The organism is Campylobacter concisus, assembly GCF_902460675.1.
In the GTDB taxonomy this organism is placed as follows: Bacteria; Campylobacterota; Campylobacteria; order Campylobacterales; family Campylobacteraceae; genus Campylobacter_A; species Campylobacter_A concisus_AJ.
This window is the reverse complement of sequence record NZ_CABPUQ010000001.1, coordinates 1,365,888-1,380,689: the sequence shown is the minus strand read 5'-3', so window position 1 is coordinate 1,380,689 and position 14,802 is coordinate 1,365,888. Positions and strand designations below refer to the sequence as shown.

Below are 14,802 nucleotides of genomic sequence, written 5' to 3'. Positions count from 1 at the left end.
CAAATCCTCTAAGGGTCGCCAGATATTTTAAATTTTAGGTCGCTTAGCTCAGTTGGTAGAGCGCCACCCTTACAAGGTGGATGTCATAAGTTCGAGTCTTATAGCGACCACCATTACTTTTAGGTGCAGCGGTAGTTCAGTTGGTTAGAATGCCGCCCTGTCACGGCGGAGGTCGCGGGTTCGAGCCCCGTCCGCTGCGCCATCTAGTTTAAATTTTTCATATCCATTTTTATTTTTTTGTTTTTTAAATTTAATGCAAATTTTTTATAAAAATATTTTGTTAAATAATATGTAAAATAATACATAAAATATTGTCTTTAAAACAGATTGAATATATTTTCTCTATTAAAATTTTTTTACTTTTATAGCTAAAATAACGATGAGAGCCTAATTTAGCTCGCGTTTTTAAATAAAAATATTTAAATTTTTAAACCTACTTATCAAACTATACTTTTTTATTTAATGTAAATTTCAATTATCTTTCATATCGTCATTAGCGAACTAAAATAGCAATTTGTCTTTGTCTAAGGCATATTTTAATTTAAAGTCAAAATTTGTTTTATCACGAAATATACATTTAATTTTTATGCTTTTATGGGATAAATTTATCCTACTAAATAGTTAAATTTAGTCTCAAAAGCTTAAATTTTGGTGTAAATTCTATTTTTTCTCACAAGTGATTACCGGCAAAGAAAAAATATTATTTTTATCTCTTAGTTATCAAAATATCAATATAATCGTAAAAATTTATAAAAGGACAATTATGGCACTTGAAAATGTATTAAGAGCGATTGAAGATATAAAAAATGGCAAAATGGTCGTTATGGTCGATGACGAGGACCGCGAAAACGAGGGCGATCTAGTATTTTCAGCAGCTAGTAGCGACATGCAAAAGGTAAATTTCGCTATCACTCACGCAAAGGGCGTGCTCTGTCTTGCGATGGATGAGGCAAACGCAAAAAGGCTTGATCTGCCGCTAATGGTAGCTAAAAACACTTCAAGCCATGAGACAGCTTTTACGGTTACGATCGACGCAAAAGACGCAACAACGGGCGTTAGCGCATATGAGCGCGATATGACGATCAGGCTTGCTGCCGATGCTAGCTCAAAGCCTGAGGACTTTGTGCGCCCTGGACACATTTTCCCACTCATCGCAAAAAATGGCGGCGTGCTAGTTCGCACAGGCCACACCGAGGGCTCGGTCGATCTTTGCAAGCTTGCTGGTGTCACTCCAATGGCTTCAATATGTGAGATCGTAAAAGAAGATGGCACAATGGCAAGATGCGACTATCTAGAGGAGTTTTGCGAGAAATTTGGGCTAAATATGATCAGCGTATCTGATCTTGTTGAGTATAGACTAAGCCATGAAAGCCTCATAAGAGTTGGCGAAAAAAGCAACGTCAAGATCGCAGACTGCGCAGCTATAAGATATGATATCACCGATCACAAAGGCAAAATCCACTCAGCTTATCTTTTTGGTGAGCCAAAGAGCAAGGCAAATGTTAAATTTCAAAAGATCCTTGCCGATCACGAGCTTTTGAGCAGTCCAAAATATGACGAGCTTTTAAAAACTATCAAATTTCTAAGCCAAAATGGTGGAATTTTGATCTTTTTAGATAGTGACAACTCAAACACTAGCAAAGACTACGGCATCGGAGCACAAATTTTAAATCACTTTGGTGTAAAAGATATCGAGCTTCTTAGCTCAAATAAAAATAAAGAATTTGTAAGCTTAGCTGGTTTTGGGCTAAATATAGTCGGCTATAAGGAAATTTAAAGGAGATAAAATGAGCGAAGAGGCACAACGCAGAGCCTTACAAAATCAAATTTGGAGCATCGCAAATGAAGTAAGGGGTGCTGTTGATGGATGGGACTTTAAGCAGTATGTCCTCGGAACTTTGTTTTATAGATTTATCAGCGAAAATTTTACCGACTACATAGAGGCCGGGGATGAGAGCCTAGACTATGCTCGCATGGGCGATGATGAGATAGATGACGAGCAAAAAAGGGTCATTATAGAAGAAAAGGGCTACTTCATCTATCCTAGCCAGCTTTTTAAAAATGTCGTAAAAAATGCCTCGAATAATGCAAATTTAAATACCGATCTAGATCAAATTTTTAAAAGTATCGAAGGCTCAGCCGCTGGGTTTGAGTCAGAGCAAGACATCAAAGGTCTTTTTGCTGACTTTGATACGACAAGCAACAGACTTGGCAATAGCGTCTCAGATAAAAACAGAAGGCTTGCTGCTGTTTTAAACGGAGTTGCTGGGCTTGACTTTGGTGACTTTAAGGATAACCACATCGATCTTTTTGGCGATGCTTATGAGTTTCTCATCTCAAACTACGCTGCAAATGCCGGCAAGTCAGGTGGCGAGTTTTTCACTCCGCAAAATGTCTCAAAGCTCATCTCTGAGCTAGCCATGCACGGACAAGAAAGTGTAAATAAAATTTACGATCCAGCTTGTGGCTCAGGCTCACTACTTTTGCAAGCTAAAAAGAGATTTGACAAGCATGAGGTAGAGCAGGGCTTTTTCGGACAAGAGATCAATCACACGACATTTAACCTTGCCCGTATGAATATGTTTTTGCATAACATAAATTTCTCTAAATTTCACATCGAGCTTGGCGATACGCTTTTAGACCCAAAGCTTCAGGATGATAAGCCATTTGACGCCATCGTCTCAAACCCTCCTTACTCTATAAACTGGATCGGTAGCGATGATCCGACACTTATAAATGATGCTAGATTTGCCCCAGCTGGCGTGCTAGCACCTAAAAGCAAGGCAGACTTTGCCTTTATCATGCATGCCCTTAGCTATCTTTCAGCCAAGGGGCGAGCTGCTATCGTTAGCTTTCCTGGCATTTTTTATAGAGGTGGCGCAGAAAAGAAGATACGTGAGTATCTAGTAAAAGAAAATTTCGTCGAAACCATCATCGCCCTAGCGCCAAATCTCTTCTACGGCACATCGATCGCTGTAAATATCCTTGTGCTCTCAAAGCACAAAAGTGAAAACAAAACGCAGTTTATCGACGCTAGTGAGTTTTTTGAAAAAAGAACAAACAATAACGTTTTAACAAATGAGCACATTAAAAAGATAGTAGAAATTTTTGCTAGCAAAGAAGAGATCGCTCACGTGGCTACATCGGTGGATAATGACACTATCGCCCAAAATGACTACAACCTAGCAGTTAGCTCCTATGTCGAGCCAAAAGATACACGCGAAAAGATAGATATAAATGAGCTAAATTTACAGATAAAAGAGACCGTGGCTAAGATATCAAATTTACGCTCGCAGATAGATGATATCATCGCACAGATAGAGCTGGACGGCGAGAGATGAGTAAAATTTTTGATCTTATAAATGAGCTTTGTCCTGATGGTGAGCAAAGGGGGCAAGCAGGACATCAACTGCTTGATGTCCGTCCCTTTGCGAGTGAGTGGAGCATATTGCGTAGCAATGCGAGCGATGGCTCCGAAATTTCACTCGCGAAGCCGAGCAAAATTTTAAAAGGCTTGAAATGAGTAAAATTTTTGATCTGATAAATGAGCTTTGTCCTGATGGGGTTGAATTTAGAGAGCTTGGGGAGATTGCGGATATTGTTCGTGGTGTTACATATGATAAAAATTTGGAGATCAATGGTGACCATGAGCATGGATTTAAAATTTTAAGAGCCAATAATATTAATCTTGATTTCACTTTAAATTTTAATGATTTAAAACAAATTAAAGAACTACCTTGTAACTCTAGTCAAAAGAATTTAATGCAAAAGGATATTTTGATATGTGTTGCAAGCGGAAGTAAGGAGCATGTGGGTAAAGTCGCATATTGTTTTGAAGATACCGATTGCTTTGCTGGCGGCTTTATGTCTATAATAAGAGCTAAACAGGTTATAAATGCCAGATTTTTATTTTTTATTATGTCTAGTAGCACTTTTAAAGTATATTTAGAAAAAGTTTTAACTTCATCTACAATAAATAACCTAAATAATACTATCTTGAAAAATTTTAAACTCCCTGTGCCTCCGATGGAAGTGCAGCGTGAAATAGTCCGTATCTTGGACTCTTTCACGCTTCTTACAGCAGAGCTTACAGCAGAGCTTACAGCTAGGAAAAAGCAGTATGAATTTTACCGCGACTTTCTTTTAAATTTTAACGAAGATCAAAGTGAAATTGAATGGGACATTATAGACAATATTTTTATTATGAAAAATGGCTATACACCTTCAAAAGCAAATAAAGATTTTTGGGAAAATGGAACTATATCTTGGTATAGAATGGAGGATATACGTGAAAATGGTAGAATTTTATCTGAGTCCATACAAAAAATAACACCTCAAGCCGTTAAGGGAGGTAAATTGATCCCTAAAAATTCAATTATTGTCGCGACTACCGCGACTATTGGCGAGCACGCGCTCGCAATCGCTGATTCATTTTTAATGAATCAGCAATTCACGTCTTTTACAATACGTGAATTGCTAAAAGACAAACTTGATATCAAGTTTGTCTTTTATTATTTCTTTAAAATTTGTGAATGGTGCAAACAAAATACAAATTCTAGTTCTTTTCCATCAGTTGATATGGCTAAACTTAAAAAAGTAAAATTTCCTATTCCCTCACTTCAAACACAGCAAAAAGTCGTTGAGATATTAGATAAATTTGATACGCTTGTAAATTCTATAACTGAGGGTTTGCCACGAGAGATAGAGCTAAGGCGCAAGCAGTATGAGCATTACAGAGAGCTACTTTTAAATTTCAAACCAAAAATGAGAGCATAAGGGCGTAAAAATGATAGAGAGTAAAACCATACTTGAGTCTGAAAATTTTATAGTTTTAGATAAATATGAGAGATTGCCTCAGTCTTCAAGCTACCAAAGCGAAGCGGATATGGAGGATGAACTTATAGCCGACCTTGTAAAACAAGGCTATGAGTATAAAAAAGATATAAATTCTCAAACAGTACTTTTACTAAATTTAAAAGAGCAGTTAGAGAGGCTAAATAACGTTAAATTTAGCCCGTCAGAGTGGAAAAGGCTAGTTGAAGAGTATATCGACAAGCCAAACGATGGCATAGTGGAAAAGACACGCAAGATACAAGATGATCATATCTACGACTTTACTTTTGAAGATGGGCATATACAAAATATCTGCCTTATCGATAAAAAAGATATCGCGAAAAACAGCTTGCAGGTGATAAATCAGTTTGAACAAACTGGCTCATCGCACAACAGATATGATGTCACTATACTTGTTAATGGCTTGCCGCTCGTGCAAATAGAGCTTAAAAAGCGAGGCGTGGCGATAAGAGAAGCTTTTAATCAAATACATCGCTACTCCAAAGAGAGCTTTAACTCATCAAATTCTCTCTTTAAATATTTGCAAATTTTTATCATCTCAAATGGCACAGATACAAGATACTTTGCAAACACAACCAAGCGGGATAAAACCAGCTTTGACTTTACTATAAACTGGGCAAATTCAAAAAACGAAGCCATAAAAGATATAAAGGACTTTACAGCTACATTTTTGGCGAAAAATACACTTCTTAGCATACTAAGCAAATACTGCATCTTTGATACAAATAACACCTTGCTTATAATGCGTCCTTATCAGATAGCAGCGGCTGAGCGCATACTTTGGAAGATAAATAGCTCGCACAATGCTAAATGCTACGCAAAGCCAGAGGGTGGCGGCTTTATATGGCATACGACAGGATCTGGCAAGACGCTAACTAGCTTTAAGGCGGCTAGGCTTGCTACGCAGCTTGAATTTATAGATAAAGTCTTTTTCGTGGTGGATAGAAAAGACCTTGACTATCAGACTATGAAGGAGTATCAAAAATTTTCAAAAGATAGCGTGAATGGCTCAGTTAGCTCAGCAGAGCTAAAGCGAAACACTCAAAAAGATGACGGAAAGATCATCGTAACAACTATACAAAAGCTAAACAATCTGATGAAAAACGAAGATGATCTAAGTATATATCAAAAAGAGGTTGTTTTTATATTTGACGAGTGCCACAGGTCTCAGTTTGGCGAAGCGCAGAAAAATTTAAAGAAGAAATTTAAGAAATTTTATCAGTTTGGCTTTACTGGAACGCCGATATTTCCTCAAAATGCCATCGGAGCAGAGACTACGCAAAGTGTCTTTGGAAGCTCGCTTCATGAATATGTGATAGTTGATGCAATTAGAGATGAGAAGGTGCTTAAATTTAAGGTTGATTATAACAACGTCGTGCCTAAATTTAAGAGCATAGAGACAGAAAAAGACGAGCTAAAGCTAAGTGCGGCTGAGAATAAAAGTGCATTTTTGCACCCTGAGCGTATCAAAGAAATTTCAGAGTATGTTCTAGAGAAATTTCATCAAAAAACTCACCGCTTAAACGCAAGTGGCAAGGGCTTTAACGCTATGTTTGCAGTAAGCTCGGTAGATGCAGCAAAGCTTTATTATGAAGCGTTTAAAAATTTACAAAGCAACAAAGAGCGAGCTTTGAAGATAGCGACGATATTTTCTTTTTCGCAAAATGAAGAGCAAGATATGGTTGGCGAGATAGCTGATGAGGGCTTTGAGCCAGAGGCGATGGATGTTAGCTCAAAAGAGTTTTTAAGCGGCGCGATAAATGACTACAATGCTTACTTTAAGACAAATTTTAGCGTTGATGGCGGGTCGTTTCAGGACTACTACCGAGATCTAAGCGAGCGCACAAAGAAGCAAGAGATCGATCTACTCCTAGTTGTGGGTATGTTTTTGACAGGATTTGACGCGCCTTGTCTAAATACGCTCTTTGTGGATAAAAATTTACGCTATCACGGGCTCATACAAGCATACTCTAGGACAAATAGAATTTACGGTGCCACAAAAACTTTTGGCAACATCGTGACATTTAGAGACTTAGAAAAAGCGACAGAAGATGCTATAACTCTTTTTGGTAAAGGAAGCACCAAAAGCGTCATACTCGAAAAAAGCTATAAAGAGTATATGGATGGCTTTACAGATGCGGTATCTGGCGAGGCAAGAAGGGGCTTTGTAGATGTAGTAAGCGAGCTAGAGGCGAAATTCCCTGATCCTACTAAGATAGAGACGCAAAAGGATAAGAAAGAATTTGTAAAGCTTTTTGGAGAGTATCTAAGGGTGGAAAATGCTTTGCAAAACTACGATGAATTCGTGGCTCTAAGGGCTTTGCAAGAGGTAAATTTAGACGATGAAAAAGCAGTTTTTGAGTTTAGGGATAAATTTGGCTTAAGTGATGAACAAATCAAAGAGATGCAAAGCATAAAAGTGCCAAACGCAAGGGCTTTGCAAGACTACCGTGGGACATATAATGATATAAGAGAGTGGCTAAGAAAAGAAAAGGCTGGAGAAGAGAAGGAAAAAGAGAGGATAAACTGGGATGATGTGGTATTTGAGGTTGATCTACTAAAGTCTCAGGAGATAAATTTAGACTATATTTTGGGTTTGATATTTGAACATAATAAAAAGATAAAAGATAAAGCAGCCCTTACTGATGAGGTGCGTCGCATCATCCGCTCGAGCTTGGAAAACCGCTCAAAAGAGGGGTTGATAGTTGATTTTATAAACCAAAGTGACTTGGATAAATTTAAAGACCGAGCCAGCGTGATAGAAGAGTTTTTTAAATTTGCAAAAGTTGTGATGAAAAAAGAGGCGGACGAGCTTATCGCTTCTTTAAATTTAGATGAGGCTGGCGCAAGAAGGTTTATAAGTTCGTCGTTAAAGAGTGGCTTTGTTAGTCAAAGTGGAACGCAAATAGGCGAGATACTGCCTAAGATCAGCCCTTTAAATAAAAACTATCCAATAATCAGGCAAAAAGTCATCGACGAGATATCGCATTTTGTTGATAAATTTAAAGAGGTTGGCTCGTCGGTTTAAGAGGCGCTTTTAAGCAAAATTTATATTGCATTTGGCTTATTTATGCTTTGCTTCGTGTTCTAGTAGCCAAATTTTAGTTGGCAAGCCCTCGCCGCCTGAGTAGCCACCAAGCCCGCTGTGAGAGAGCACTCTGTGGCAAGGGACGATGATAGGCACTGGGTTTTTGGCATTGGCGGATCCCACTGCTCGGTAAGCGTTTTTATGACCTGCAGCAAGTGCTAGAGCTGCGTAGGTGGTCGTTTCGCCGTATGGCACTTTTTGTAAAACGTCATAAATTTTAGCTCTAAATTTGGTCGTTTTTACATCAAGTCTAACGCTAAATTTTTTAAGTTCGCCCTTAAAATAGGCCTCCAGTTCATCTAAACAAAGCTTTAAATTTTCATCTTTTACCGCTATTTTTTCAAATTTATCTACAAAATTTATCTCACAAATTCCATTTTCACTAGCAACGATCTCTAAAATTCCAATGGGTGATTTTAGGTAGGCTTTTGACACATTTGCTCCTTGAAATTTGAAATTTTGGGCAAATTTTACTTTAGATTGTTTTGCTTTTTGATAAAATGCAAGCAAAATCAGCGATTTTAGACTAAAAACGAGCAAAATCACAAAGGAAATTTATGAGCTTTTTTACCGACTACGAAAAACACGTGAGTGAGCGAGAAAAAGAGGGCGTGCCACCGCTTGCGCTAAACGCCAAGCAAACAAGCGAAATTTGCGAGCTAATGAGATTTGCTGGCAGCTCTAGTGGCGATGAAAAGGCGCAAAACGAGCTAAAATTTCTTATAAATTTGCTCACAAATCGCGTAAATCCTGGCGTTGATGACGCGGCAAAGATAAAGGCAGAATTTCTTGGCGAGGCGATAGAAGGTCTTAAAATAGACGGCCTTGATGCGGTTCGTGCCATTAAAATTTTAGGCAAGATGCTTGGCGGATACAATGTAGAAATTTTAGTGCGAGCGCTAAAAAATAGCGACGAAACTATCGCGCAAGCTGCGGCAAATGAGCTAAAAAACATCATTTTGGTGCATGAGCATTTTGACGAGATAGCAAAGCTAGCAAGCAGTAATAAATTTGCAAAAGAGGTGCTTGTTTCTTGGGCAAATGCCGAGTGGTTTGCACACAAAAAGCCACTTGATGAGTGCATAAAGGCTGTGGTTTTTAAGGTGCCTGGCGAGACAAATACTGATGATCTAAGCCCAGCAAGCGAGGCATACACAAGGGCTGATATACCGCTTCACGCAAAGGCGATGCTCGTTAAAAAGATGCCTGAGGGTTTGGAGGTTTTAAAAGAGCTAAAAAGTCGCGGTAAGAGCGTGGCGTATGTTGGCGACGTGGTCGGCACTGGCAGCAGTAGAAAGAGCGGTATAAACTCTATCCAGTGGCACCTTGGCGATGAGATAGAGGGCGTGCCAAACAAAAAAACAGGCGGTATCGTGATCGGCACGACCATAGCTCCGATATTTTTTAACACCGCCGAAGATAGCGGCGCACTGCCGATAGTTGCAAACGTAAATGAGCTAGAAATGGGCGATGAGATAGAAATTTGGCCATTTAAAGGCGAAATTTACAAGCTTTCAGGCAATGAAAAAAAGCTCGTGGCAAACTTTAAACTTAGCCCAAACACCCTAAGCGACGAGATAAGAGCAGGCGGCAGGATACCGCTGATGATAGGTAGGCAGGTCACCAAAAAGGCCAGAGAGGTCTTGGGGCTTGGCGAGGAGCAAATTTTCATAAAGCCAGAGCAGCCAAAAGAGCTAGGCGGTGGCTATACGCTCGCTCAAAAGATGGTCGGCAAGGCTTGCGGTAAGGCTGGCGTGAGAGCTGGGGCCTACGTCGAGCCTGAAATTTTGACCGTTGGCTCGCAAGACACCACTGGGCCGATGACTAGAGATGAGATAAAAGAGCTTGCTAGCCTTAGTTTTGGGGCGGATTTTGTCTTGCAAAGCTTTTGCCACACGGCTGCTTATCCAAAGCCAAGCGACCTTGTGATGCACGAGAGCTTGCCTAAATTTATAAATTTACGTGGCGGCGTTAGCCTAAAACCAGGTGACGGCGTCATCCACTCGTGGCTAAACCGCATGGTCTTGCCTGACAGCGTTGGCACGGGTGGCGATAGTCACACGAGATTTCCTATTGGCATTAGCTTCCCTGCTGGCAGCGGCCTAGTGGCGTTTGCAGCGGTGCTTGGAATGATGCCGCTAAATATGCCAGAGTCAGTTTTAATCAAATTTAAAGGCGAGCTAAAAGAGGGCGTGACGCTTCGTGATCTAGTCAATGCGATACCTTATTTTGCTATCAAAAAAGAGCTTTTAAGCGTTGAAAAGAAGAATAAAAAGAACATTTTTGCGGGTAAAATTTTAGAGATCGAGGGGCTTGAGAGCCTAAAAGTGGAGCAGGCATTTGAGCTAAGTGACGCTTCGGCTGAGCGCTCGGCAGCGGCTTGCGTGGTAAATTTAAGCGTTGAAAGCGTCGCAGAGTACGTTCGCTCAAACGTTGCGTTAATAGACGCGATGATAAAAGCAGGCTATGAGAGCCATGAAACGCTGCTTAGACGAAAAGAAAAAATGCAAAAATGGCTTGAAAATCCAACCCTTTTAAGGGCCGACAAGGATGCATGCTACGCTGAAATTTTAGAGATTGATTTATCACAGATAGATGGGCCGATCCTCGCCTGTCCAAACGACCCAGACGACGTGGCAACGCTAAGTGAAATTTTAGCTGATAGCAAAAGAGCACACGATATCGACGAAGTCTTTGTGGGTAGCTGTATGACAAATATCGGGCATTACAGGGCGCTTGCTAGAATTTTAGAGCGTGAGAGCAAGCTCACTACTAGGCTTTGGATCGCACCGCCAACAAAGATGGATAAAAAGACGCTTGAAGATGAGGGCGTTTATGAGATATTTAAGAGGCTAAATGCTAGGACAGAGGTGCCAGGCTGCTCGCTTTGCATGGGAAATCAAGCAAGGGTTAATGACAATGCCGTTGTTTTTTCGACATCGACTAGAAATTTTGACAACAGAATGGGCATGGGCGCAAAGGTCTATCTAGGAAGTGCTGAGCTAGCTGCTGTATGCGCGCTACTAGGGCGTTTGCCAAGCGTTAGTGAGTATAAAAAGATAGTAAAAGATAGCCTTAGTTTAAACAAAGATCAAATTTATAAATACCTAAATTTTAATGAAATAAGCGAGTTTAGTATATAAATTTGTTACAATATCGCGAAATTTTAAGGAGCTTTGATGAAAAAAGTAGCTTTTTTTCTCTTTTTTAGCAGTTTTCTTTTTGTAAATTTACACGCACTAGAGTGCAGTGACCTTGCTAAAAAAGAGATCTTTAAAACTACTCCAAACGAGCTTGCTTACGCGAATGAGGGGCTATTTTATTGTGATGGCTCGCTTTTAAATTTAAAAGAGGTAAAAGAGCTTTTTGATGCGAGTGTGGCTGTGAGAAGTGAGTCTCAAAGCTGCGTTGGCGAGGGCGTTTATAGAGAAAATTTAAATAAATTTAGATGGATATTGCTAAAAGCTTCATTTGCCCCTGATATCTATCAAAAAGAGCTTGCAAAGCCAGAGATAGCTGAGGCTCAAAAAGATGCTCAGATGGAGTATTTTAGGTACTGGGCGAATGAGAGCTTGTTTAACTTCTTAAAATATAAAAAATTCAGCGAAGCCTATAAAAACGCTCAAACTCCGCTAGTTAAATTTTACGAGGCTTTGGGCGTTGATAGTGCAAGTGCCGCTTACTACGCAACTAGCGTGATAAATGAGTTTTTAAGCTTTAGTGTCGGCAAAAAGGTAAATAAGGCTAAGGCTCTAACTTCTGAGCAAAAGATGATGGCTCAAAAGCTAAGCCAAGACGAGCTTGCAAATTTACTCTACTCAAAAAATTTCACCACCGCAGAGCTTACAAATTTACTTGACATCGCACTGCTAAATGACAAAAGTAGCGAGATGATAGAAGAGATCATCAGGCGCGGAGCGGATGTAAATTTAGGCGATGAGACGCCGCTATTTTTTGCTCTTAAAAATTTAGAAAATGTAAAAATTTTGCTTAAAAATAGAGCTGACGTAAATCACAAAAATTTCTTTGGAAAAAGTGCGCTTTTTTATGCTGTGCAGTTTGAGGATGCGCCTCTTTGCGAGCTTTTATTAAAGAGTGGAGCCAATGCAAATGAGAGCTACATCGACGAGCAGTCTAAGATGAATATGATAAATTTAGGCATGATGCAAGTAGAGGATACGTGCGGCCTAGAGCATACAAACAGAAGCGTTTTTATGCATGCAGCGGCTCACGCGACGCCAGGAATTTTAAAGCTTTTGATAGATAACGGCGCTGATATAAACGCCACTGATGATGCGGGATTTAACGCGCTTGATTATGCTATTAAAGATAAAAACGAAAAAAATATTAAATTTTTAGAAGAGCTTGGTTTAAAGCCAAATTTTAATTAGGAAGAGATATGAAAAAGACAGCTTTTGTGACAGGTGCGACATCTGGCTTTGGCGAGGCGATCGCTAGAAGACTCTCAAAAGAGGGCTACAAGATAGTCGCTCTTGCAAGGCGCGAAGATAGACTAAAAAAGCTAGCAAGTGAGCTTGGTAACACACACATCATCGTAGCTGACATACGTGATAAAAAGGCTGTTTTTAAGGCGGTAGAGAGCCTGCCTGATAAATTTAAAGACATCGAAGTGCTTGTAAATAACGCTGGCATGGCGCTTGGACTAGAAAAGACGATAGATGCGAAGGTAGAGGACTTTGAGGCGATGATAGACACCAACGTAAAGGGTCTCATCTACTCGACAAAGGCCGTTTTGCCGCTACTTTACAAGCAAGAAAAGGGCTATATCTTTAACCTAGGCTCAACAGCTGGCTCGTGGCCATATCCTGGCAGCAACGTTTATGGCGCTACAAAGGCCTTTGTAAAGCAGTTTAGTCTAAATTTAAGAAACGATCTAGTTGGCACAAATATAAGGGTAACAAACATTGAGCCAGGGCTTTGTAAGACTGAATTTAGCGAGGTTAGATTTAGAGGAGATAAGGCAAAGGCGGATAGTCTTTATGAAAATACAAATTTCATCACGTCTGAGGATATAGCGACTATTTTGGTAAATTGTCTAAATATGCCTGGAAGTGTCAATATAAACAGGGTCGAAGTCATGGCAAATACGCAGACTTGGGCTGGACTTGCGATAGAAAAATTTTAAGGAGTTTATGTGAGACAAATTTTATTGTTACTATTTTTTAGTGTCGCGCTTTTTGGAGTTGATCCAGAAGTCGCCAAAAGAAACGCACAAATTTACGGCGTCTTCACGCTTATACCGCCAGTTGTGGCCATAGCGCTTGCTTTTATCACAAAAGATGTCATCTTGTCGCTATTTATCGGTGTTTTTAGCGGAACTTTTCTTATAAATATCGTTAATGAAAATGTCTTTATGGGCATCATCAAAGGCTTTACAGGCATCGTTTCAAGAGTGGTTGAGTCGATGGCTGATAGCACCGATGCTGGCATCTTGCTTCAAGTGCTTTGTATAGGCGGCGTGGTCGCACTTATCACAAAGATGGGCGGCACAAAGGCGGTTGCTCTTTGGCTTAGCAAAAAGGCAAAAACTGGCGTCTCAGCTCAAATTTCAACTTGGCTTATGGGTATCTTTGTATTTTTCGATGACTATGCAAACGCCCTTATCGTTGGTCCTATCATGAGACCAATAAGCGATAAATTTAAAATCAGCCGCGAAAAGCTAGCCTTTATCATCGACGCTACTGCAGCACCGATCGCTGGTATCGCTATCATCTCTACATGGGTCGGACTTGAGGTTTCGCTCATCGAAAAGGGCTACGAGCTTATCGGTGAGACTGGCATAAACGCTTATTCTATATTTATCGAGACCATTCCATATAGATTTTACAACCTCTTTATCTTATTTTTCATCGTTTGCACTGCCTTGATGCAGCGTGAGTATGGTCCTATGCTAGCAGCTGAAAGACGCGCTAGAAAGGGTGAGCTTCACTCAGGTAAAACTCAAATTCAAGACCTTGAAGATAAGACTCTTGAGCCAAAAGAGGGCGTAAAACTAAGTGCTTCAAATGCTATCGTGCCGCTTCTTGTGCTAGTTATCGGCGCATTTACTAGCTTTTATTTTAGTGGTCTTGCTGCGCTTGAGGGCGATACTCTTAAAAATGCACTTGCAAATCCGCTTTCGTTTTCAACATTTAAAGATACTTTTGGTGCAGCAGACTCTGCTACATCGCTATTTCAAGCAGCACTCCTTGCTAGTATAGTAGCTATCGTCATGGGCGTTTGGCGCAAAATTTTTGATGTAAAAGAGGCTATTAGCACATGGGTAAAGGGTTGGAAAACTATGATCATCACAGTTGTTATCTTGCTTCTTGCATGGAGCCTTAGCGCGGTTATCAAAGAGCTTGGCACTTCAAGATATTTGGTTGATCTACTAAGTGACTCAACGCCTAAATTTATCCTGCCAGTGGCTGTTTTCATCCTTGGCTCATTTATCAGCTTCTCAACTGGCACCAGCTATGGCACGATGGGCATTTTGATGCCTCTAGCTATCCCGCTAGCTTATGCAGTCGGCAAAAACTACGGCTTAGATGGTGACGCGATGCATGCTTATATGATCGTAAATATCTCAAGCGTTCTAACGGGTGCTATCTTTGGTGATCACTGCTCGCCGATTTCTGATACTACGATACTTTCATCAATGGGCGCAGGATGTAGCCACATCGATCACGTCTCAACACAGATGATCTATGCACTTAGCGTTTGCGCGGTTTGTGTGCTTGTTGGCTACTTGCCTGTCGCACTTGGTCTTAGCGTTTGGATCGCACTTCCTTGCGGATTTTTAGCGATCTGGGCTTTGGTTAGATTTGTAGGCAAAAAAGTCGAAGAGAAAGCGGCTTAAA

10 protein-coding genes and 2 tRNA genes are annotated in these 14,802 nt (G+C 40.2%); 11 read left to right on the top strand and 1 reads right to left on the bottom strand.

Annotation, left to right across the window (positions count from 1 at the left end; all coding sequences use genetic code 11):
* Positions 1-37 precede the first annotated feature (37 nt).
* The 7 genes from F3G88_RS06705 (at position 38) to F3G88_RS06675 (ending at position 7,882) form a co-directional block, all read left to right on the top strand.
* A tRNA-Val gene (locus F3G88_RS06705) sits at positions 38-113 on the top strand.
* A gap of 12 nt (positions 114-125) precedes the next feature.
* A tRNA-Asp gene (locus F3G88_RS06700) sits at positions 126-202 on the top strand.
* A gap of 561 nt (positions 203-763) precedes the next feature.
* Positions 764-1,777 carry a bifunctional 3,4-dihydroxy-2-butanone 4-phosphate synthase/GTP cyclohydrolase II gene (locus F3G88_RS06695; RefSeq protein WP_149715704.1) on the top strand — a complete coding sequence of 338 codons (1,014 nt, stop codon included), beginning with the start codon at positions 764-766 and terminating at the stop codon, positions 1,775-1,777.
* A gap of 10 nt (positions 1,778-1,787) precedes the next feature.
* A complete protein-coding gene (locus F3G88_RS06690) occupies positions 1,788-3,341 on the top strand; it encodes a type I restriction-modification system subunit M (RefSeq protein WP_149715703.1) in 1,554 nt (517 codons plus the stop codon).
* Positions 3,338-3,523, top strand: coding sequence for a hypothetical protein (locus F3G88_RS06685; RefSeq protein ID WP_149715702.1), 186 nt, complete (start codon positions 3,338-3,340; stop codon positions 3,521-3,523). The genes F3G88_RS06690 and F3G88_RS06685 overlap by 4 nt, the downstream gene beginning before the upstream one ends.
* A complete protein-coding gene (locus F3G88_RS06680) occupies positions 3,520-4,776 on the top strand; it encodes a restriction endonuclease subunit S (RefSeq protein ID WP_149715701.1) in 1,257 nt (418 codons plus the stop codon). The genes F3G88_RS06685 and F3G88_RS06680 overlap by 4 nt, the downstream gene beginning before the upstream one ends.
* 10 nt (positions 4,777-4,786) lie before the next feature.
* Positions 4,787-7,882 carry a type I restriction endonuclease subunit R gene (locus tag F3G88_RS06675; RefSeq protein ID WP_149715700.1) on the top strand — a complete coding sequence of 1,032 codons (3,096 nt, stop codon included), beginning with the start codon at positions 4,787-4,789 and terminating at the stop codon, positions 7,880-7,882.
* A gap of 36 nt (positions 7,883-7,918) precedes the next feature.
* On the opposite strand, the gene F3G88_RS06670 is transcribed toward F3G88_RS06675, so the two are convergent.
* Positions 7,919-8,377: a methylated-DNA--[protein]-cysteine S-methyltransferase gene (locus F3G88_RS06670; protein WP_048809828.1), complete on the bottom strand. Its 459-nt coding sequence runs from the start codon at positions 8,375-8,377 to the stop codon at positions 7,919-7,921.
* Positions 8,378-8,499: 122 nt separating this feature from the next.
* Between F3G88_RS06670 and F3G88_RS06665 the strand changes: the two genes are divergently transcribed.
* The 4 genes from F3G88_RS06665 to F3G88_RS06650 are packed head-to-tail and all read left to right on the top strand — an operon-like array spanning position 8,500 to position 14,801.
* Positions 8,500-11,085: a bifunctional aconitate hydratase 2/2-methylisocitrate dehydratase gene (locus F3G88_RS06665; RefSeq protein WP_149715699.1), complete on the top strand. Its 2,586-nt coding sequence runs from the start codon at positions 8,500-8,502 to the stop codon at positions 11,083-11,085.
* 36 nt (positions 11,086-11,121) lie between these two features.
* Positions 11,122-12,333 (top strand): ankyrin repeat domain-containing protein, encoded by a 1,212-nt coding sequence (locus F3G88_RS06660; RefSeq protein ID WP_149715698.1) that lies wholly within the window; start codon positions 11,122-11,124, stop codon positions 12,331-12,333.
* Between the two features lie 8 nt (positions 12,334-12,341).
* Entirely contained in the window at positions 12,342-13,088 is a 747-nt protein-coding gene (locus tag F3G88_RS06655) for an SDR family NAD(P)-dependent oxidoreductase (RefSeq protein WP_103587367.1), read from the top strand.
* A gap of 9 nt (positions 13,089-13,097) precedes the next feature.
* Complete coding sequence (locus F3G88_RS06650) at positions 13,098-14,801, top strand: Na+/H+ antiporter NhaC family protein (RefSeq protein WP_021093054.1); 1,704 nt, start codon at positions 13,098-13,100, stop codon at positions 14,799-14,801.
* Position 14,802 lies beyond the last annotated feature (1 nt).

Coding starts and splice junctions, on each gene's coding strand:
- F3G88_RS06695 (WP_149715704.1), top strand. CDS start 764: ATGGCACTTGAAAATGTATTAAGAGCGATTGAAGATATAAAAAATGGC.
- F3G88_RS06690 (WP_149715703.1), top strand. CDS start 1,788: ATGAGCGAAGAGGCACAACGCAGAGCCTTACAAAATCAAATTTGGAGC.
- F3G88_RS06685 (WP_149715702.1), top strand. CDS start 3,338: ATGAGTAAAATTTTTGATCTTATAAATGAGCTTTGTCCTGATGGTGAG.
- F3G88_RS06680 (WP_149715701.1), top strand. CDS start 3,520: ATGAGTAAAATTTTTGATCTGATAAATGAGCTTTGTCCTGATGGGGTT.
- F3G88_RS06675 (WP_149715700.1), top strand. CDS start 4,787: ATGATAGAGAGTAAAACCATACTTGAGTCTGAAAATTTTATAGTTTTA.
- F3G88_RS06665 (WP_149715699.1), top strand. CDS start 8,500: ATGAGCTTTTTTACCGACTACGAAAAACACGTGAGTGAGCGAGAAAAA.
- F3G88_RS06660 (WP_149715698.1), top strand. CDS start 11,122: ATGAAAAAAGTAGCTTTTTTTCTCTTTTTTAGCAGTTTTCTTTTTGTA.
- F3G88_RS06655 (WP_103587367.1), top strand. CDS start 12,342: ATGAAAAAGACAGCTTTTGTGACAGGTGCGACATCTGGCTTTGGCGAG.